This is a genomic window from Flagellimonas aurea, from assembly GCF_017313785.1.
GTDB lineage: Bacteria > Bacteroidota > Bacteroidia > Flavobacteriales > Flavobacteriaceae > Flagellimonas > Flagellimonas aurea.
The window spans coordinates 208,924-228,587 of record NZ_JAFLNL010000003.1; the positions used below are offsets into that span (position 1 = coordinate 208,924).

Consider the following 19,664-nt stretch of genomic DNA (forward strand, 5'->3'; position numbering starts at 1 on the left):
CCTAGATTGAAAATTGGTGAAACAATAATTAAATGGCAATTATGCTGTATACTAAAAAAGTCCTCATAATATCTTTAATCATTCTTTTAGCTTCGTGCAAAAGTGAACCAGAAGTTTATTTGAGCAATGTAATGGACATTATGAAGGATAACTCAATAAACACAAAAAATATTGATTGGAAGAGCCTAAAAAGCTCTACACTTAAAAAAGCAGAGGGAAAAGAAACTATTGAAGAAATTTATCCGATAATTGATGAGCTTATAGTAGAGCTCAATGACAACCACAGCTTTTTCATAAGAAAACAACCTAAACTAAAAAGTATAGCAACTATTCAAACTATACCCGAAATTGAAGCAAAACTCTTTAACAAAAATGTAGCCTATTTAAAAGTCCCCGCTTTTAACCAAAGTGGCGATGCCGCCCTAGAATATGCATCCAATATTCAAAAAAAAATAAAAGCCTTGGATAGATCTGAAACTAAAGGATGGGTAATTGACCTTTCCGAGAATTCCGGTGGAAACATGTGGCCAATGTATTTGGGACTTGCCCCTTTGATTGGAGAGGGAATTTCAGGTTATTTTTTTGATTGGGAAAACAACAATTCGGAATGGGGCTTTAAAGAAAATGCAGTTTACAACGGAAGCAAGATTAAATTGAAACTTGAAAATCATACGTTCTAAAAAAAGAAGCCTCCAAAATCGCAATAATTACAGGAAAAAGAACGGCAAGTTCTGGAGAAGCAATTGTTATTGCATTCAAAGGTCTTCCAACTGTTAAATCATTCGGAGAAACTACTGCCGGATTATCTACTGGCAATGTAGTTTATGATTTAAGTGACGGCGCAAAACTTGTGCTTACAACATCTATTATGGCCGACAGAAACAAAAAACTATATGGAAACCAAATAAGCCCAGATATAATATCTTATCGTCCAAAAATAGAAGCTGTCGAATGGATATTACAGAAATAGCCCCCTCACCTAACGGTAGATTAAATACAATTCCCAACCTCACCCCTAATTTTAATCAAAAACTACCCTATCTTCGGGAACTTCCATCCATTATGGTACTGCTTGGATATTAGAGCATCGGCTTCCGAATGGTTAAACTTATGGTTTTCCGCATCCCAGAATAAGCGTTCGCCTGTTTTGTAGGCAATATTCCCCATATGGCTCACCACCGCGGCATCATAACCGATTTTAATCGGGGCCTTCAAGATTGATTTATCCCTCGACTTTACTGCTTCCAAAAAGTTTTGTGTATGCAATCCCAAACCTTGGCCAACGCCTTTTTGCAGTGGAACCGCTTCAATTTTAGGTCCTAAATCTTGACTCCAATGTGGCCGATCGTGTTCCGGGATTACCTCCCAACCACCACGATCGAGTACCAAAGTCCCATTGTTGCCAATAAAGGCAACCCCGTGGTTTCGTCCGTAATTGCCGCCGTCAATTCCAGTGGCATGTTCCCACAAAAGGGAAAAGTCTCCAAAATCGTAAACAGTCTGCAACGTATCAGGTGTTTCGGCCGCATCGTTGGGGTAGGCAAACTTACCGCCCATGGCCATCACAGATTTGGGCGTAGACGCCTTCATTCCGAAAAGAGCGTAATCAATCAAATGAACGCCCCAATCCGTCATTAATCCTCCTGCATAGTCCCAAAACCATCTGAAATTAAAGTGGAACCTGTTTGGATTGAAGGGCCTGTTCTCCGCTGGTCCCAACCACATATCATAATCTACGCCAGCAGGTACAGGGCCATTGGGCTCCACGGGAACGGATGACATCCACCCTTGGTACGCCCATGTTTTTACTAGCCTTATCTGTCCCAGCTTACCGGAATGCACATAATTAATTGCATCTACAAAATGGGGCTCGCTGCGTTGCCATTGGCCTATCTGCACCATTCTATCACTTGCATTTACCTTGGCCAACATGGCATCGCTCTCGGCCACGAAATTGGCTATGGGCTTTTCACAATATACATCCTTACCAGCATCAATGGCATCGGTAAGTTGTAGGCAATGCCAGTGGTCCGGCGTTCCAATAATGGCGATATGAATATCCTTATCTTCTAACAGTTTTCGGTAATCGGAATACCATTTAGGCTTTTTGATTCCTCCTTTTTCCAGCTCGGCCGTTTTTTCTCGAAGCACATTTTCGTCCACATCGCAAAGGGCTACAACTTCGACCTCGCTGTTCTGTAACATAGAACTCAAATCGGAAAAGCCCATTCCTTTACAACCAATAAGGCCAACCTGAATTTTATCATTTGGACTGATGGTTTTTCTAATTGATGCCAGCAACTCTGTTGGCAATACCATTGATGCTCCCATGGCCGCAGCTCCCAAACTACTTTGCTTTACAAACTGTCTTCTGGTTCCCATATTTTTTCAAAATTTGGAATAAGATACAAAAAAAACGTCCCTCGAAATGTAATTCCTAAGGGACGTTCTTGATGTAATATACTGTTTTCGCTTACTTCTTTTCGTCGGGAGTATTTAATTTTTTGCTCATTTCCATGGAAATGGCAGAGCGATCAAACTTTAAACGGCCAGCCATGGTCTCGATGACACAGGAAAAATCCTTGTCGTTCAATTCCACAATCTTACCGTGTAAACCACTCTTGGTAATAATCTTGTCTCCTTTTTTTAATTCGGAAGCGAATTTTTTCTCATCCTTCTGACGTTTGATCTGCGGGCGAATCATAAAAAAATATGCCACTGCAAAAATCAATATCAGTGGTAAAAACTGTTGTAAGTTTTCCATTTAGGTCTTTTAATTTATTTTACAGGACCAGCTGGTGTGGCTTCTGGTGCTTGTACAAATGCTTTGATTCTTACGATTTCAGAACCTTTGGCGGTGTTTGCTGTTACCGTAATGGTTTTGGTCACCTGGTTTTGACCAGAACCGTTGAATTTCACCAACAATTCTCCTTTTTCACCTGGAGCGATAGGCTCTTTTGGAGGGTTTGGCACTGTACAACCACAGCTACTTTTAGCATCTGTAATGATCAATGGAGCATTACCTGTGTTGGTAAAGGTAAATACGGTTTCTTGAGGTGTTCCTCTTTGGATGGTACCGAAATCGTGCTCGGTTTTCTCAAAGGTCATTACAGGAACTTTTTTATCGGCCTCATCTCTGCTTACAGCACTTTCAACATTGTCAGCAACTATCTTTTGCGATGCTTTGTCCTTGCATGATACACTGGTTAGGGCAACCACTGCTATCAAACTAAAAATTGTTGTTATTCTTTTCATGATTAAAATTTGTTTTCCCAAAATTAAGGAATTATTGTTTATTGTAGACCCCTACCTATTTTTTGCAGCCTTCCATCCGATTTGTACTCTTTTGCCAACTTATCCAACACCCCATTTATAAATATGCTACTCTTGGGTGTAGAATACTCTTTGGCAATCTCCAAATACTCGTTCAGGGTCACTTTTTCTGGAATGGACGGAAAGTTAAGTAACTCGCATATTGCCATTTTAAGGATAATGGAGTCGATCTCCGCAATACGGTCGTTGTCCCAATTCGGGGTTTTTCCCTCAATCTCCTTCTCCCATTTACCATCGTTAAGAAGTGTCTTGGTCAAAAGGTCGTTGGCAAAGTCCATATCCTGCTGATCCTTGAGCAATGCAGGCAAAAAGAAACGATCTCCAGAATCTGGCTTGGCCTTTTTAAGCCGTTTTACCAAAAAAGTATTTACAATGGGGAAATCATCTACCCAAGTAAGCTTATCGTCCTCAAAGTAATCGTATATTTTTTCGTTGGGAGCTATAATCTCTTTGAACAATTGTAGCACCACATCACGGTCATCAGTATAATCATCGGCTCCGTTCAGCATATATTGCTTATATATTTCGCTGGCCATAATTTCTTTGTAGATGATTTTCACATATTCATCGTTCAGGTACCAATTGTCCAGTTTGCGCTTGGAGAGTTCATTCTTCAACGCCTCGTTGTTGACCAGTTGCAAAAGCAATCGGTTTTTTACAAATTTTTCTGGATTGGGATATTTATCCTCTTCGGTGGCCACATATTTTTTGGAAGCGTGGCTTACATGTTTTTCGGCCAAACGGTGCAGTTCTGCCAAAAGGCTTAAAATCAAAAGATATAGAACGTACATATTTTCTATACTCACTCTTAGGAACTTTTCCTGCTTTTGAAGCGAATCGTCCTTGGATTGCACCAATGCATAAATACATTGCATCACTTTTACCCTAATGTGCCTTCTGGTTAACATGTTTAAAGAACTTTTAAAGTCATTATTTGGCTTTCACACCGCAAAAGTAATCTTATATTTGATTCTTACCTACCAAAGTTACTTTCTTATCAGTTTTATAACATTTACTTTGTGAGGTATGGTATATATTTGCGGGATTGTCTGCTTATATCGAAGCTAAAAAACCACCTTTCTCCCTCTTATGAAAGAACTGAAGCACTTAAATAAATATTTTAAGAAATATTGGCTTAAACTGCTATTGGGTATATTGATTACCATAATTGCACGGATTTTTTCCCTTGTAATGCCCTCTTACGTGAACAAATCCATCCAAGCGGTGGAGGATTTCATGTCGGATGTGATTACGTTATCGGATGCCAAGGGACTTTTGCTTCAATACATTCTGATTATCGTTGGAGCGGCCATTCTTTCAGGGCTATTTACTTTTTTGATGCGCCAGACCATCATCAATGTTTCCAGATATATTGAATACGACCTTAAAAATGAGGTGTTTGACCATTACCAGCTCCTTAGCCTCAATTTTTACAAAAAAAACAGAATCGGGGATCTAATGAACCGAATCAGTGAGGACATCAACCAAGTGCGTTTGTACGGTGGACCTGCCATTATGTACGGTATACAGACCTTGACGCTTTTTGCCTGCTTGATTCCGCTCATGTTTATAAAAGCTCCCACTCTTGCGGCCTATACACTGCTCCCGTTACCCATCTTATCGGTTTTGATATATCAAATCAGTAAGATAATCCACAATAGGAGCACCAAGGTGCAGGAATTTCTATCCACCCTTTCCACGTTTACCCAAGAATCTTTTTCAGGAATATCGGTGATCAAAGCGTATAGTATTGAGCCACGTATCAATAATGAGTTACGCGATTTGGCCCAAGAGGGAAAAGATACCAGTATGGCCTTGGCCAAAGTAAATGCATGGTTCTTTCCTTTGATGATACTACTGATCGGGGTGAGCAACCTGTTCGTTATATATATTGGAGGGCGCCAATACATCAATGGGGAAATTGAAACCATTGGAATCATTGCAGAATTTATATTATATGTGAATATGCTCACATGGCCCGTGGCCATTGTAGGATGGCTTACATCCATTGTACAACGGGCGGAAGCTTCACAAAAAAGAATCAACGAATTTCTGAAAGAGGAACCCTCCATCCAAAACATGGTAAAGGAGCCTACCCCGATCAAAGGCGATATCGAATTCAAGAATGTGACTTTCACCTACGAGGATACCAATATCACTGCCCTAAAAAATGTTTCGTTTTCGATAAAAGCAGGACAGACCGTAGCTATTTTAGGGAAAACAGGCTCCGGAAAATCGACCATATTGGATTTGGTGGCACGTTTGTACGACACCTCTTCAGGCGAAGTATTGATTGATGGAATACCCGTTCAAAACCTAAATCTGGACAGTTTACGAAGTTCAATCGGAGCCGTACCGCAAGATGCTTTCCTATTCTCGGACACTATTGAGAACAATATCCGTTTTGGTAATGAGAACGCCACACATGATGAAATTGTAGAGGTCGCAAAAAAAGCGGTCGTCCATAAAAACATCGAAGGCTTTGCCAAAAAATACAACACCATTTTAGGCGAACGTGGCATTACCTTGAGCGGTGGTCAAAAACAACGTGTTTCCATAGCCAGGGCGTTGCTCAAAGACCCAAAAATCTATTTGTTCGACGATTCCCTTTCTGCAGTGGATACCGAAACAGAGGAAGAAATTCTCAATAATTTGAAAAAAGTTTCAAAAAGCAAGACCACATTGATTGTGAGCCATAGGGTATCATCTGCCAAAAACGCGGATAAGATTATAGTCTTGGACAACGGAAGCATCATCCAAGAAGGCACACATGAAGAACTGAATAATACTGATGGGTATTATAAAGACCTTTACATTAATCAGCTTTCGGGCAAAGAATCATAAAAAAGTTGCTGAATTAGCTTTTTTTTTACATTTTTGGTAACGTAATTCAACATAGTACTAAATACACTATACCATATGGGCCAGAAAGATACAATGGATCAGGAAGAGATTTATTCGAAAGTCTTAAGAGCAGGAAGAAGAACCTACTTTTTCGACGTCAGAAGCACCAAGGCCGGAGACTATTACCTTACCATAACAGAGAGTAAAAAGTTTACTCACGATGATGGTTCTTTCCACTACAAAAAGCACAAAATTTATTTGTACAAAGAGGATTTTAGCGCTTTCCGTGAGATTATGGAAGAGATGATGGACTACATCATTGACGAAAAAGGAAGCGAAGTCATCTCCGAACGCCACCAAAAAGATTTTAAAAAGGAGGATGAAGAAGAAACTTTCAGTGAGAATGGAACTGCTACCGGTAGCAATTTTACCGATGTGAGTTTTGACGATATTTAAAAAACAATTCCTTCAATAATTTAAAACGACCTGTATTTTGCAGGTCGTTTTTTTATTTTTACCATAGCGTTACCACAACAAAAAACTAAGAACCATGGCTAGGACACCCAGCAACATGCTTCCCTTGGGCACCAAGGCTCCGAATTTTAAACTTTTCGATACCATTTCCGGCACATCCGTATCGTTGAACAGTGCAAAAGGTGAAAAAGGCACGGTGGTCATGTTCATTTGCAACCACTGCCCTTTTGTGATCCATGTAAACCCAATGATTATTGAATTGGCCAAGAAATATCAAGAAAAAGGTATTGCGTTTGTCGCTATATCGAGTAACGATGTGGAAAACTACCCCCAGGACTCCCCAGATCTTATGAAACAAAAAGCAAAAGAAGAGGGGTATACATTTCCATATTTGTATGATGAAACCCAAGAGGTCGCCAAAGCCTACGATGCAGCTTGTACACCGGATATTTATCTTTTTGATTCCCAACTAACCTTGGTTTATAGAGGGCAACTTGATGGCTCCAGACCTGAAAACGATGTTCCCCTAACAGGATTCGATCTTAAAAAAGCAATAGACGCTATTCTGGAAGGAAAAGAGGTTGACCAAGACCAAAAACCGAGTTTGGGATGTAATATCAAATGGAAAAACACCTAACTATAAATGAACTGTGCTGTTTTGGACAATACCGTAACATTGGTCCCTGTCAACCACGACAACCTTACAATCTACTTGACCATTGGCATTAAATCCTATCGCGAGAATTACCTCCATTTATGGGAGAATGAAGACCCAACACCATACATTTCAAATGGTTTTACGTCTGAGGTTGTAGAACGTGAACTACAAGACCCCAATGCTTTGAATTTTCTGGTCAACTTGGGAGATGAAACGGTTGGCGTCCTTAAATTGCTGAAAGACCGTGGCATTGATGAAATATTGGATACCGAGGCATTAAAAGCCGAAAAAATCTATCTTTTAAAAGAGCATTCAGGCAAAGGCATTGGTAAACAATTGATTCAGTTTATTGAAGAAACGGCCAGGGCACTGAACAAAAAAGTCATTTGGCTGGATGCCATGCAAAAAGGCAAACCAGTACAGTTTTATCAAAAAAATGGCTTTATCATTAAAAGGGAGAGCGAAGTAACACTTCCCCGTGTAAAACCAGAAGAGAAGCCCATGTATATTTTGACCAAAGAACTTTAGCCTACCACCCTTTGCGTTCAACCAAATTTAAGATATGCGAGTAATGGTGATTGCCATGCCATGCATAACGCCCAATGTTCTCCTTTAAATTGGTTTTTTGGTTTCCATCGGGATGGATAAAACTCCGTTGCAAATCCTCTTCTGAAAGTCCCTTCAACAAATACACCAACTTGGCATGTATGGCACTCAAATGGTACAACGACATGAGTATTGGAGCTGTCCGGGTGTCGAACAACTCCGCCCAAGCCTTTTCATTGTAGGCCTTTATGGTCGGAGTATCCTCTGTCAACGCCCACTTAAAACGTATATAGCTGTTATGGTGACTGTCAGAAATATGATGGACCAACTGCCGTACCGTCCAACCTCCGGGACGATAAGGGGTTTCGAGTTGTTGCTCCGAAAGCGGGGCAACCAAATCACTTAACCTTTGAGGGAGTGTTTCCAAATCAGTGATCCATTTTTCGAGATCATCACTTGTAATGGTTTCGGGAGTTTCAAATTTCCCGATCGGATAGCGCAGTTGTTCCAAGGTTTCATTTTCCATATACTAAAAATAATAACTTTTCGACAATAATACACTTCATCAAAAAAGCCGTATTTTAATACACTTTTAACTGATTTACAACCAGACAACCAAATAATCTAGTAATTTTGTAGAGTACTAATTTATAAACCTAAAAATAAAAATATATGGCAACTTTAAGATTGGGAGATACCGCTCCAGATTTTACTGCGGTTACTTCGGAAGGAACATTGAATTTTTATGAATATCTTGGGGATAGCTGGGGAATTTTGTTCTCCCACCCTGCTGATTTCACGCCCGTTTGCACAACTGAATTGGGCACCGCGGCCAAATTCAAGGATGAGTTTGACAAAAGAAATGTAAAAATGATGGCTTTGAGTGTCGATGGGGCCGCTTCACACTTGGAATGGATCAAAGATATCAATGAAACCCAAAACACTGAGGTGAATTTTCCGATAGTTGCAGACGTAGAGCGAAAGGTGTCCGATCTTTATGATATGATCCACCCTAACGCAGACAATACATTGACCGTTCGTTCGGTATTCATTATCGATCCAGATAAAAAAATCAAACTTACGCTCACCTATCCCGCCTCTACCGGACGTAATTTTTACGAATTGCTCAGAGTTGTGGATTCATTACAGCTAACAGCAAACCATAAAGTAGCTACTCCAGCCAACTGGAAAAACGGTGAAAAAGTGGTAGTTAGCCCTGCCATACCTACAGAAGAAGCGAAAAATATTTTTACAAAAGGGGTAGAAGAAGTAAAACCATACCTACGTTTGACGCCTGATCCAACAGCTTAATTTATTTTATTTGAAGAAAAAAACTGATTGCCAATAAATTAAACGTACCTTTGGAGCCAATTTAATTTTTTCAATTTATATTATGAGTAAAGGAACAGTAAAATTCTTCAATGATTCTAAAGGTTACGGATTTATCACTGAAGATGGTTCAAACACAGATCACTTCGTACACATTTCAGGTTTAATCGATGAAATCAGAGAAGGTGACGTTGTAGAATTCGAACTACAACAAGGTAAAAAAGGATTGAACGCCGTTAACGTACAAGTTGCGGATTAGGTTATAATAAACTTTTTTTCTAGACAAGCCTGGGCTTCTGCCCAGGCTTTTTTTTTGCTTTTTTTTCAAATTCTACGCAACCATTCCAAAGTTTACTATCTAAGAAATAAACAAACACTGTTCCCCATAACCATATAAACCTAACAATAAATGAATACCTTTTTCGGAGTACTTTCGTTTTTATTGATTGTCAATGCCCTGCTATTGGTATGGAGCGTCAATGGTTCAAAAAAGTAACAAAAAAGTAGATTAGGGCAATAGGTAGGGTTTTTTACCGTTGAACTGTTACCTAATAAACACGTTACAACCATGACAACTTTTTTAAGCATTCTTGTTGCACTACTTGCACTTAACGCCTGTTTATTGTTTTTGAGCGTAAACCGGGCCAAATAAAAAAAGCCTCCATTACTGAAGGCTTTCTATATTTTGATGTGAAATTTCTTATTTCACATTCATCAATTCAACATCAAAAATCAATGTTGCGTTAGGTGGAATAACTCCGCCAGCTCCTGTACTTCCATATGCCAAATGAGAAGGAATCACAAAACGTGCCTTGTCCCCAACTTTTAGCAAACTGATACCTTCATCCCAACCGGGAATTACTTGTCCAATGCCCAATGAAAAATCTATAGGTTGCTTTCTTTTATAGGATGAATCGAATACTTGACCATTCGTCAAAGCACCTTCATAATGCACGGATACGGTTTTACCTTTTTCTGCTTTGGCACCGCTACCTTTTTGAATAATCTTATAACGAAGCCCACTATCGGTCTTATCAAAACCGGCGGCCAACTTTTCCATTTCAGCCTCAGCGGCAGCCTTTTGCTCTGCAATACGCTTTTCCCTTGCACCTTCAAATGTACGGAAAGCCTCAATAGCGTTCCATTTTTGGGCCTCTTCGCCTACCCTTACAATTTCCAAGGTTTCAATCGAATCTCCTTGAGAAATGGCATCCACAACATCCTGGCCTTCTTCAACACGACCGAACACTGTATGCTTGTTGTCCAACCATGGGGTGGCTACGTGAGTGATAAAAAATTGGCTCCCATTGGTACCGGGCCCTGCGTTGGCCATGGATAGCACTCCAGGTCCATCATGCACCAAATCTGGATGGAATTCATCATCGAACTTGTATCCTGGGTCTCCGGTTCCAGTTCCGGAAGGACATCCGCCCTGCACCATAAAATCGGCAATTACCCTGTGGAACTTTAGTCCATCATAATACGGTTTTCCTTGTGGCTTAGCACTGTTCTCCATATTCCCTTCTGCCAGTGCAACAAAGTTGCCAACCGTTCCAGGTGTTTTATCATGCGTAAGCTTCACCAATATTTCACCTTTGGAAGTATTGAACTTTGCGTAGATTCCGTCTTGCATTGTATATGATTAATAGATTATTAGAAAATTGGATTCTTGTTTTTCCGATGGGCAAAGATAGGTGTTTATGGGCAAGGTAAAAAGTCGGTAATTACTTTGAGAAATACAGTATACATGAGACAATCATCCATTAAAAGGTTATGGAGCAATAATTTCTAGAAAATGAAACCAAGGCTTAAATTAGTAGTATGAAAAACACCATATCCGAGCGTATTGCCGATTTTCTAAAAAACTATCCCCCCTTCAATGCCATGGAACCCAAACAGCTGGAGCAGTTGTCCATTGAGGTCACCATAATCCACAAAGAGACCAACACGGTGGTTTTCTCCCAAGGTGAAAGCCCGCACGACAATTTTTATGTGGTGAACAAAGGTGCCGTGGCACTTTCCAAATCAGGTTCGAGCCAGATATTGGATATTTGTGATGAAGGAGATGTATTCGGGTTACGACCGCTATTGGCCAACGAAAGCTATAAATTGGAAGCTAAGGCCTATGAAGAAACCATCCTCTACGCCATTCCCATAAAAGATTTTAAACCTCTTGCGCTGGAAAACAAACGTATCGGGAATTTTTTGATAGAAAGCTTTGCTTCCAATACGGGAAACCCCTATTCCATTAAACATCGTGGCAAGCTCTATGGGGACAACATCGATTCAAATCAATATTCCAGCGACAAAATACTGGATTTGCAGCCCATTAAATATTCCACCAAGCTCATCACTTGCAAGGAGGGCACACAAGTAAAGACGATTGCCAACAAAATGACCAAGCACAATGTAGGTTGTATGCTGGTGGTTCGGGAAGACCTTCCCGTGGGAATCATAACGGACAAGGATATCCGGAAAAAAGTGGCAACAGGATTATATCCCATTACTGCATCCGCCCAATCTATAATGTCATCCCCCATCATCACCTACCCCAAAGGACTTACTTTGGCGCAATCGCAAATGGCCATGATGAAGAGCGATATCAGTCATTTAGTGCTCACCGAGGACGGCACGACCGACACAAAAGTGGCAGGAATATTATCCAAACATGATATAATGGTAGCTGTCGGGAACAACCCCGCAGTACTTTTACGCGCCATAAAAAGGGCTTCCAAAGCAAAAAGATTACGGGGCATTCGACATGGAATCATGAATCTGCTTCAAGGTTATTTGGAACAGAACATTCCGTTGGGACTGATTTCCAAAATTATTTCCGAACTCAATGATGCCTCCACGAAGCAGGTGGTAAAAATCGCATTATCGAAAATGGAAAAAGAACCCCCGGTAAAGTTCACTTGGTTGAGCATGGGCAGCCAGGGTCGTGGCGAACAATTATTGAACACCGACCAAGACAACGCCATCATTTTTGAAGATGTACCAAAGGAGAATTTAGAAGTGACCCGGGCCTATTTCCTAAAATTGGGCGAACGGATTTCCAAAATGCTAAATACCATTGGTTTTGAATATTGTCCAGCGGATATGATGGCTTCCAACCGTTCGTGGTGCCATAGCCTTAGTGAGTGGAAGGATGTAACAAGACATTGGATACATAACCCTGGGCCAGATGAAATACTTTTATCATCCATATTTTTTGATTACAATGTTACTTTTGGAGAAAAGGCATTGGCCGATGAACTCTCACAAAGTATTTTTGACAGTGTACAGGGATATCCATTATTCTTCACCCATTTGGCAAGCGGTGCGCTGCAAAACCCTTCGCCGTCAGGATTTTTCCGAGATTTTCTTGTAGAGCAAGATGGCGAGCACAAGGATTTTTTCGATTTAAAACTTCGCGCCCTAATGCCCATTATAGATGCTGCACGGGTATTGATTTTATCCCACTCCATCAAATCTATCAACAATACAGCCGAACGTTATGAAAAACTCGCAGAATTGGAACCCAATAATAAAGAGCTTTATCTAGCCTGCTCCTATGCCAGTAAAGCATTGTTGAAATTTAGAACGAGACAGGGGCTTTTGCACAACGATTCGGGCCGATATATTGCTTTGGATAAATTGAACAAGGAAGAAAAAATCAAACTGAAGAGAACCTTCAAGACTGTCAAGGAAATTCAATCCTTGATAGAGGTTAGGTTCCAAGTAAAAAACCTTTTACGCTAATGTGGCCGTTCTCCAAAAAGAAAGCGCTGGAACTACCGGATTTCTGGTGGGCCTATGAGGAGCATTTCAAAGAAAAGCTTCCAGAGAATATCCATGAAAATATTTTTGTAGTGTTGGATACGGAGACCACTGGTTTTAGTTTAACAAGAGACCGGATGCTGTGTATTGGTGCCTTGAAACTGCTGAATAACACTATTGTGACAAAAGAGAGCTTTGAAGTCTATATACAACAGGAGCACTATGATTCAGAAAGCGCCGAAATCCATGGAATCCTCAAGAAAAGTAAGAAGAACACTATTTCCGAACTTGAAGCCCTGAAGCAATTTTTGGTATATGCCAAAAGTCATATACTGGTGGGACACCATGTGATGTTCGATGTCAATATGATCAATGCCGCACTCAAAAGGAACGGATTGCCCAAACTCAAAAACAAGACATTGGACACTGAATCCCTATACATTAGAACCCTTTTGATTTCTTCTGTGGTCCAAAAAAAGGAAAGATACTCCTTGGACGACCTTGCCAAAAAATTCAGTATCTCCAGAAAAGATAGACATACAGCTTTAGGCGACGCCTTTATTACAGCTATAGCTTTTTTGAGAACCATTGAAAAACTAAAACCTCAAAAAATAAAGGACCTCCTAAGATAAAGAGGTCCCTCTTCATTTTATTGAACAAGCCTTTTTAAAGACTCTCCTTTATGATGGATTCCACTATCTCCGGGTTCAGCAAGGTTGAAGTGTCTCCCAGATTGCTGGTGTCCTTTGAGGCTATCTTTCTTAGGATACGTCTCATGATCTTACCGCTTCGTGTTTTTGGCAATCCTTCCACAAACTGGATTTTATCCAGCTTGGCAATGGGTCCAATATGTTCGGTAATCAATTGGTTGATTTCCTTTTTGAGGTTATCACGATTACGATCTTCCCCTGTTTCCTTCAGAATGATATAACCGTACAACGCATTTCCTTTGATATCGTGTGGGAAACCAACAATGGCGGATTCGGCCACCGCTGGATGTTCATTGATCGCATCTTCAATCGGTGCCGTACCTAAATTATGACCGGACACGATGATAACATCATCAACCCTACCGGTGATTCGATAGTAGCCCACCTCATCCCGAAGTGCTCCATCACCTGTGAAATATTTACCTTCAAAGGCAGAGAAATAAGTATCCTTATAGCGTTGATGGTTTCCCCAAATGGTTCTTGCTATGGATGGCCATGGGTATTTGATGCACAATCGTCCATCCACTTGGTTCCCCTTGATTTCCTGTCCATTTTCGTCCATAAGTGCCGGTTGAATACCTGGCATGGGCAAAGTTGCATATGTTGGCTTCGTTGGTGTGGAGAAAGGTATTGGTGAAATAAGGATTCCGCCCGTTTCTGTTTGCCACCAGGTATCCACAATGGGGCATTTTTTATCACCTACGTGATCATTGTACCAATGCCATGCTTCTTCATTGATCGGCTCTCCCACAGTACCCAGAACTTTAAGGGTGGAAAGATCGTGATTGGTCACAAAATCCAGATTCTCCTTGGCCAATGCCCGTATTGCCGTAGGTGCCGTGTAGAACTGCGTTACTTTGTGTTTTTGTACTACATCCCAAAAGCGTCCAAAGTCCGGGTAAGACGGAACACCTTCGAACATTATCGTGGTTGCTCCATTGGCCAATGGTCCGTAAACGATATAGGAATGCCCAGTAATCCAGCCAATATCGGCGGTACACCAATATATGTCCTCTTCACGGTACTGGAATACATTTTTAAAGGTATACGCTGTATATACCATGTAGCCCCCGGTAGTGTGGACCATTCCCTTGGGCCGACCAGTAGAGCCTGAAGTGTATAGAATAAACAAGGGATCCTCGGCATCCATTATTTCCGGGTCGCAATCGGAATATGCTTTATCCAATAGGGGTTGAACCCAAACATCCCTACCGTCTTTCATGTTTACTTCCCCTCCGGTTCGTTTAGAAACCAACACAGTTTTCACATCAGGACAACTTTCCAAAGCTTCGTCCACGATTGCTTTTAGATCAATAACCTTTTTTCCTCGGTAAGAACCATCTGAAGTAAGTACCATTTTAGCGCCACAATCATTAATCCTAGTAGCCAATGCGGTTGATGAAAACCCTGCAAAAACTACAGAATGAATGGCCCCAATACGAGCACAGGCCAAAAGAGAGATAGCCAAATCAGGAATCATCGGCAAATAGATCACTACCCTATCCCCTTTCTCTACCCCTTGCTCTTTTAATACATTGGCATATTTACAGACACGCTCATGTAATTGATGGTATGTAATATGCTCTGCTTCTTCATTAGGGTCGTTGGGTTCAAAAAGTATTGCCGTTTTATCCCCACGAATACGAAGGTGGCGGTCGATACAGTTTTCGGTTATGTTCAATTTGGCACCTTTGAACCAAGTAATTTCAGGCTTGGTAAAGTCCCATTCCAAAACGGTATCCCATTTTTTTCGCCATTGAAAATGTTCTTCGGCTACTTCTTCCCAAAATCCTTCGGGGTTTCTTACGGATTTTCGATACACCTGAAAATATTCCTCCAAGTGTTTGATGTGGTAGTTACTCATTATGTTTATTAAATTTTATGCTGCCTTAAAATTAAGGAAAAACAGGCCAATATCACAGTTATTTCAATGTTCACTTGCCTTTCCCGCTCCGTTGGGAATACGAATATTTTCAACGATTTCCTGTACTTCTTCCGGTGGTTGCGGAGTGAATTTGTTCACCGCGATGGCAACTATAAAATTAACAAGCATGGCTATGGTTCCGAACCCTTCGGGAGATACCCCGAACCACCAGCTTTCCTGAAGTCCGGCAACCGCGTCCTTTCCTCCATCAAAAATGCCAAACTTAAATTTCAACATATAGAAAAGCATGAGGCAAAGCCCTACTATCATTCCGGAAATAGCTCCTTCACGGTTCATCTTTTTATAGAAAATACCTAGGATAATGGCAGGGAAAAACGATGCGGCCGCAAGACCGAACGCAAGGGCGACCACAGCAGCCACAAAGCCGGGTGGATTGATTCCGAAATATCCTGCCACTACCACAGCGACAGCAGCAGAAAGACGTGCCGTCCATAATTCCGCTTTTTCGGAAAGATCGGGTTTAAGGACATTTTTTATCAAATCGTGGGATACGGAAGAAGAAATAACCAACAGCAATCCTGCTGCCGTTGACAAAGCAGCCGCAAGTCCGCCAGCAGCTATTAAACCGATTACCCAAGCAGGAAGATTGGCGATTTCTGGGTTGGCCAATACCATAATATCGCGATCTACCGTAAGTTCGTTTACCTCTGGAGATGCCACGTACTGTATTTTTCCGTCACCGTTTTTATCCTCGTGCGCTATCAACCCTGTTTTTTCCCATCTACTGAACCATTCTGGCATTTGATCGTACTCTTTCCCGCTAACCGTTTCTATGAGGTTGGTTCTGGCAAAAACGGCCACTGCTGGTGCCGTGGTATATAGAATTGCGATAAACAATAAGGCCAGTCCTGCCGACTTTCTAGCGTCCCGCACGCGTTTAACGGTAAAAAATCTAACGATTACGTGGGGCAACCCGGCAGTACCCACCATCAAGGCGAGGGTAATGGCGAAAACATCGATCATGCTTTTGGAGCCATCGGTATATTCCGCAAAGCCAAGTTCGGTGGAAAGACCGTCCAACTTATCCAAAAGATAAGTTCCGGAACCATCGGACAAGGTACCGCCAAAGCCAAGTTGTGGGATTGGATTCCCAGTCATTTGGATGGAAATAAAAATAGCGGGCACCATAAAAGCGAATATCAAAACACAATATTGCGCTACCTGCGTATAGGTAATTCCCTTCATTCCTCCAAGAACAGCATAGAACAATACAATGACCATTCCGATAACAACGCCTGTGTTGATATCAACCTCGAGGTATCTAGAAAATACGATTCCAACTCCTCGCATTTGCCCTGCAACATAGGTAAAAGAAACAATGAGCGCACAGATAACAGCAACAACACGTGCCGTTTTGGAATAGTAACGTTCCCCAATAAAATCGGGCACGGTAAACTTTCCGAACTTTCTTAGGTATGGTGCCAATAAAAGGGCCAAAAGCACGTAACCTCCAGTCCACCCCATTAAATACACGGCTCCGTCATACCCTGCAAAGGATATGATTCCTGCCATGGAGATAAAGGAGGCCGCCGACATCCAATCGGCTGCGGTTGCCATTCCGTTGGCCAAAGGGGACACTCCTCCACCGGCCACGTAGAATTCTTTTGTGGAACCGGCCCGAGACCAAATTGCAATTCCTATATACAGACCAAAGGATAGTGCCACCAACACATAGGTCCAAATTTGTACATCACTCATTTTTTAGGTTTTTGTGTTGATTATTCTTCGTTGTAACCATATTTTTTGTCCAACTTGTTCATAAGGCGGACATAGACAAATATGAGAATGACAAAAACATATATGGAACCTTGCTGGGCAAACCAGAATCCTAGTTTGAATCCGCCCAGTTTAATATTGTTCAAAGCATCCTTGAAAAGAATTCCCGCCCCATAGGAGACCAAGAACCAAATGACCAATAATATGACCAAATATCTTAGGTTCTCCTTCCAATAGGCCGTGGCTTTTTTTTGTTTTTCTGACATAGGTTGGTTTGTTTAGTTGTTTCCATTGTACCATGTCAATATATCAAATTAGTTTTAAGATTTGTCTGCATTCAAGCAATAAAAAAAGGGAATTCACAGAATTCCCTTTCATTTCTCGGGTACATAACAAGGTTGAATCGGTTATTGTGACAAATACGTAATAACATTATTTTCTATACGCTTTTGGAGATTGGAAATATCACTTTTCACGAATTTCTCTCCCGTAATATTTTCATATAGTTCGATATACCGATTGGAAACCGATTCAATATATTCATCCGACATTTCGGGAACCGATTGCCCCTTCAGTCCTTGGAATCCACTGGAAATCAACCATTGTCTAACAAATTCTTTGGACAATTGTTTTTGAGCTTCTCCTTTATCTTGACGTTCCTCGTAACCCTCTGCATAAAAATAACGAGATGAATCCGGAGTGTGTATCTCATCAATCAACACAATTTCACCATCTTTGGTCTTACCGAATTCATATTTAGTATCCACTAAAATCAATCCTCGTTTGGCCGCGATTTCGGTTCCTCTTTGAAAAAGAGCACGGGTATATTTTTCCAAGACCTCGTAATCTTCTTTGGATACAATACCTCGTTTTAAAATATCTTCTTTGGAAATATCCTCGTCGTGGTCTCCCTTTTCCGCTTTGGTAGCCGGCGTGATGATAGGTTCCGGAAACTTATCGTTCTCTTTCATCCCTTCGGGCATAGGTACACCGCAAAGCAATCTTTTACCAGCTTTATACTCGCGAGCGGCATGGCCGGACATATAGCCCCTGATCACCATTTCCACTTTAAAAGGTTTACAAGCTTTTCCGATAGCTACATTGGGATCTGGAGTGGCCATGAGCCAATTGGGAACAATATCCTCGGTATCCTTCATCATTTTGGTGGCTATTTGATTTAGAATCTGCCCTTTGTACGGGATTCCCTTGGGCATCACCACATCAAATGCAGATAGGCGGTCTGTGGCCACCATCACCAAAATATCGTTGTCCAACGTATAAACTTCCCTTACTTTACCTTTGTAAATAGATTTTTGCCCAGGAAAGTTAAAATCCGTGGACATCAGCGTATTCATCCCCATAATTTTTTAATATTGATTTTGGTGCTCTATATTTTTATAGGCATCAATCACCTTTTTCACCAATTTGTGTCGTATCACATCCTTATCATCCAGATAAATGATACTGATTCCCTCAACATCTTTCAAAATCAGCAAAGCTTCCTTTAGACCGGATATCACACGTCTCGGTAAATCAATCTGGCCCGGGTCTCCCGTTAAAAGGAACTTGGCATTTTTACCCATACGTGTGAGGAACATTTTCATTTGGGCGTGGGTGGTATTCTGCGCCTCGTCCAAGATTACAAAGGCGTTATCCAAAGTACGACCGCGCATAAAGGCCATTGGTGCAATCTGAATGGTACCGTCCTCGATATACTTTTCCAATTTTTCAGACGGAATCATGTCTCGAAGTGCATCATACAAAGGCTGCATATACGGATCTAATTTTTCCTTGAGGTCACCTGGAAGAAAACCAAGGTTCTCCCCTGCTTCCACAGCAGGTCGTGTAAGAATAATACGCCTCACTTGTTTTTCTTTCAAAGCTTTTACGGCCAAGGCAACACCTGTATAGGTTTTACCGGTACCCGCAGGACCAATGGCAAAAACCATGTCGTCCTTTTTACAGGCATCCACCAATCTTCGCTGGTTGGCGGTCTGTGCTTTGATCAACCTGCCACTTACTCCGTGTACCAAAACATCACCACTGCTTTTGGAAGATGTATACTCCTCCTTACTGCTGCTAGTAAGTACTCGCTCGATCATATTTTCATCGAGTTTGTTGTACTTAGCAAATTGGCTGGTAAGCTCGTCAAAGCGCTTGTCGAACTCTTCCAATAGTTCTTCATCACCAAATACCTTGATTTTGTTGCCCCGAGCTACAATTTTTAGCTTTGGAAAATACTTTTTAAGCAACTCGATATTGGAATTTTGTTGTCCAAAAAATTCCTGGGGGCTAATATCCGTAAGTTCAATTATTAGTTCGTTCAAAAATTGTGAGGTGTTACAGTTGT

At 41.2% G+C, this 19,664-nt stretch carries 21 protein-coding genes; 10 read left to right on the plus strand and 11 right to left on the minus strand.

The window, feature by feature from the left end:
- The first annotated feature begins 41 nt into the window (after nucleotides 1-41).
- Nucleotides 42-680 carry a S41 family peptidase gene (locus J0656_RS20115; RefSeq protein WP_207032460.1) on the plus strand — a complete coding sequence of 213 codons (639 nt, stop codon included), beginning with the start codon at nucleotides 42-44 and terminating at the stop codon, nucleotides 678-680.
- A gap of 17 nt (nucleotides 681-697) precedes the next feature.
- On the plus strand, nucleotides 698-970 hold the full coding sequence (locus tag J0656_RS20440; RefSeq protein ID WP_207032819.1) for a S41 family peptidase: 273 nt from the start codon (nucleotides 698-700) through the stop codon (nucleotides 968-970).
- A gap of 62 nt (nucleotides 971-1,032) precedes the next feature.
- Here the strand turns inward: J0656_RS20440 and J0656_RS06780 are convergent, their stop codons facing one another.
- The 4 genes from J0656_RS06780 to nusB form a co-directional block, all read right to left on the minus strand.
- Nucleotides 1,033-2,382: a Gfo/Idh/MocA family protein gene (locus tag J0656_RS06780; RefSeq protein ID WP_207032462.1), complete on the minus strand. Its 1,350-nt coding sequence runs from the start codon at nucleotides 2,380-2,382 to the stop codon at nucleotides 1,033-1,035.
- Between the two features lie 91 nt (nucleotides 2,383-2,473).
- Nucleotides 2,474-2,764, minus strand: a complete 291-nt coding sequence (gene yajC / locus J0656_RS06785; protein ID WP_207032464.1) for a preprotein translocase subunit YajC — start codon at nucleotides 2,762-2,764, stop codon at nucleotides 2,474-2,476.
- A gap of 14 nt (nucleotides 2,765-2,778) precedes the next feature.
- Nucleotides 2,779-3,255, minus strand: coding sequence for a DUF1573 domain-containing protein (locus J0656_RS06790; protein ID WP_207032466.1), 477 nt, complete (start codon nucleotides 3,253-3,255; stop codon nucleotides 2,779-2,781).
- Between the two features lie 38 nt (nucleotides 3,256-3,293).
- Nucleotides 3,294-4,241: a transcription antitermination factor NusB gene (nusB, locus tag J0656_RS06795; RefSeq protein ID WP_207032468.1), complete on the minus strand. Its 948-nt coding sequence runs from the start codon at nucleotides 4,239-4,241 to the stop codon at nucleotides 3,294-3,296.
- Nucleotides 4,242-4,422: 181 nt separating this feature from the next.
- Between nusB and J0656_RS06800 the strand changes: the two genes are divergently transcribed.
- From J0656_RS06800 to J0656_RS06815, 4 genes are all read left to right on the plus strand, one after another.
- Nucleotides 4,423-6,177 carry an ABC transporter ATP-binding protein gene (locus tag J0656_RS06800; RefSeq protein ID WP_207032470.1) on the plus strand — a complete coding sequence of 585 codons (1,755 nt, stop codon included), beginning with the start codon at nucleotides 4,423-4,425 and terminating at the stop codon, nucleotides 6,175-6,177.
- A gap of 75 nt (nucleotides 6,178-6,252) precedes the next feature.
- The gene (locus tag J0656_RS06805) at nucleotides 6,253-6,633 is read left to right on the plus strand and encodes a PUR family DNA/RNA-binding protein (protein ID WP_108246537.1); all 381 of its coding nucleotides are present in this window, start codon (nucleotides 6,253-6,255) and stop codon (nucleotides 6,631-6,633) included.
- Nucleotides 6,634-6,727: 94 nt separating this feature from the next.
- Complete coding sequence (locus tag J0656_RS06810; RefSeq protein WP_207032472.1) at nucleotides 6,728-7,288, plus strand: thioredoxin family protein; 561 nt, start codon at nucleotides 6,728-6,730, stop codon at nucleotides 7,286-7,288.
- 6 nt (nucleotides 7,289-7,294) lie between these two features.
- On the plus strand, nucleotides 7,295-7,837 hold the full coding sequence (locus J0656_RS06815; protein ID WP_207032474.1) for a GNAT family N-acetyltransferase: 543 nt from the start codon (nucleotides 7,295-7,297) through the stop codon (nucleotides 7,835-7,837).
- 1 nt (nucleotide 7,838) lies between these two features.
- Here the strand turns inward: J0656_RS06815 and J0656_RS06820 are convergent, their stop codons facing one another.
- On the minus strand, nucleotides 7,839-8,381 hold the full coding sequence (locus J0656_RS06820) for a YfiT family bacillithiol transferase (RefSeq protein ID WP_207032476.1): 543 nt from the start codon (nucleotides 8,379-8,381) through the stop codon (nucleotides 7,839-7,841).
- A 146-nt stretch (nucleotides 8,382-8,527) separates the two neighbouring features.
- Here J0656_RS06820 and J0656_RS06825 point away from each other — a divergent pair, with 146 nt between their 5' ends.
- Both J0656_RS06825 and J0656_RS06830 read left to right on the plus strand, forming a co-directional pair.
- Nucleotides 8,528-9,166, plus strand: coding sequence for a peroxiredoxin (locus J0656_RS06825; RefSeq protein ID WP_207032478.1), 639 nt, complete (start codon nucleotides 8,528-8,530; stop codon nucleotides 9,164-9,166).
- An 82-nt stretch (nucleotides 9,167-9,248) separates the two neighbouring features.
- Complete coding sequence (locus tag J0656_RS06830) at nucleotides 9,249-9,443, plus strand: cold-shock protein (RefSeq protein WP_014034358.1); 195 nt, start codon at nucleotides 9,249-9,251, stop codon at nucleotides 9,441-9,443.
- 441 nt (nucleotides 9,444-9,884) lie between these two features.
- On the opposite strand, the gene J0656_RS06835 is transcribed toward J0656_RS06830, so the two are convergent.
- Nucleotides 9,885-10,817, minus strand: coding sequence for a peptidylprolyl isomerase (locus J0656_RS06835; protein ID WP_207032479.1), 933 nt, complete (start codon nucleotides 10,815-10,817; stop codon nucleotides 9,885-9,887).
- Nucleotides 10,818-11,005: 188 nt separating this feature from the next.
- On the opposite strand from J0656_RS06835, the gene J0656_RS06840 reads away from it, so the two are divergent.
- Nucleotides 11,006-12,925: a DUF294 nucleotidyltransferase-like domain-containing protein gene (locus J0656_RS06840; protein WP_207032481.1), complete on the plus strand. Its 1,920-nt coding sequence runs from the start codon at nucleotides 11,006-11,008 to the stop codon at nucleotides 12,923-12,925.
- Nucleotides 12,925-13,575, plus strand: a complete 651-nt coding sequence (locus tag J0656_RS06845; RefSeq protein ID WP_207032482.1) for a 3'-5' exonuclease — start codon at nucleotides 12,925-12,927, stop codon at nucleotides 13,573-13,575. Before J0656_RS06840 ends, J0656_RS06845 begins: the two co-directional genes overlap by 1 nt.
- Before the next feature lie 34 nt (nucleotides 13,576-13,609).
- Here the strand turns inward: J0656_RS06845 and acs are convergent, their stop codons facing one another.
- The 5 genes from acs to J0656_RS06870 form a co-directional block, all read right to left on the minus strand.
- Nucleotides 13,610-15,517 carry an acetate--CoA ligase gene (gene acs / locus J0656_RS06850; protein ID WP_207032484.1) on the minus strand — a complete coding sequence of 636 codons (1,908 nt, stop codon included), beginning with the start codon at nucleotides 15,515-15,517 and terminating at the stop codon, nucleotides 13,610-13,612.
- A gap of 63 nt (nucleotides 15,518-15,580) precedes the next feature.
- Nucleotides 15,581-17,296, minus strand: a complete 1,716-nt coding sequence (locus J0656_RS06855) for a sodium:solute symporter family protein (protein WP_207032486.1) — start codon at nucleotides 17,294-17,296, stop codon at nucleotides 15,581-15,583.
- A gap of 20 nt (nucleotides 17,297-17,316) precedes the next feature.
- Entirely contained in the window at nucleotides 17,317-17,580 is a 264-nt protein-coding gene (locus J0656_RS06860) for a DUF4212 domain-containing protein (protein WP_207032487.1), read from the minus strand.
- A 141-nt stretch (nucleotides 17,581-17,721) separates the two neighbouring features.
- Nucleotides 17,722-18,675: a phosphoribosylaminoimidazolesuccinocarboxamide synthase gene (locus J0656_RS06865; RefSeq protein WP_417946602.1), complete on the minus strand. Its 954-nt coding sequence runs from the start codon at nucleotides 18,673-18,675 to the stop codon at nucleotides 17,722-17,724.
- A gap of 6 nt (nucleotides 18,676-18,681) precedes the next feature.
- The gene (locus tag J0656_RS06870) at nucleotides 18,682-19,641 is read right to left on the minus strand and encodes a PhoH family protein (protein ID WP_207032489.1); all 960 of its coding nucleotides are present in this window, start codon (nucleotides 19,639-19,641) and stop codon (nucleotides 18,682-18,684) included.
- Nucleotides 19,642-19,664: the final 23 nt, after the last annotated feature.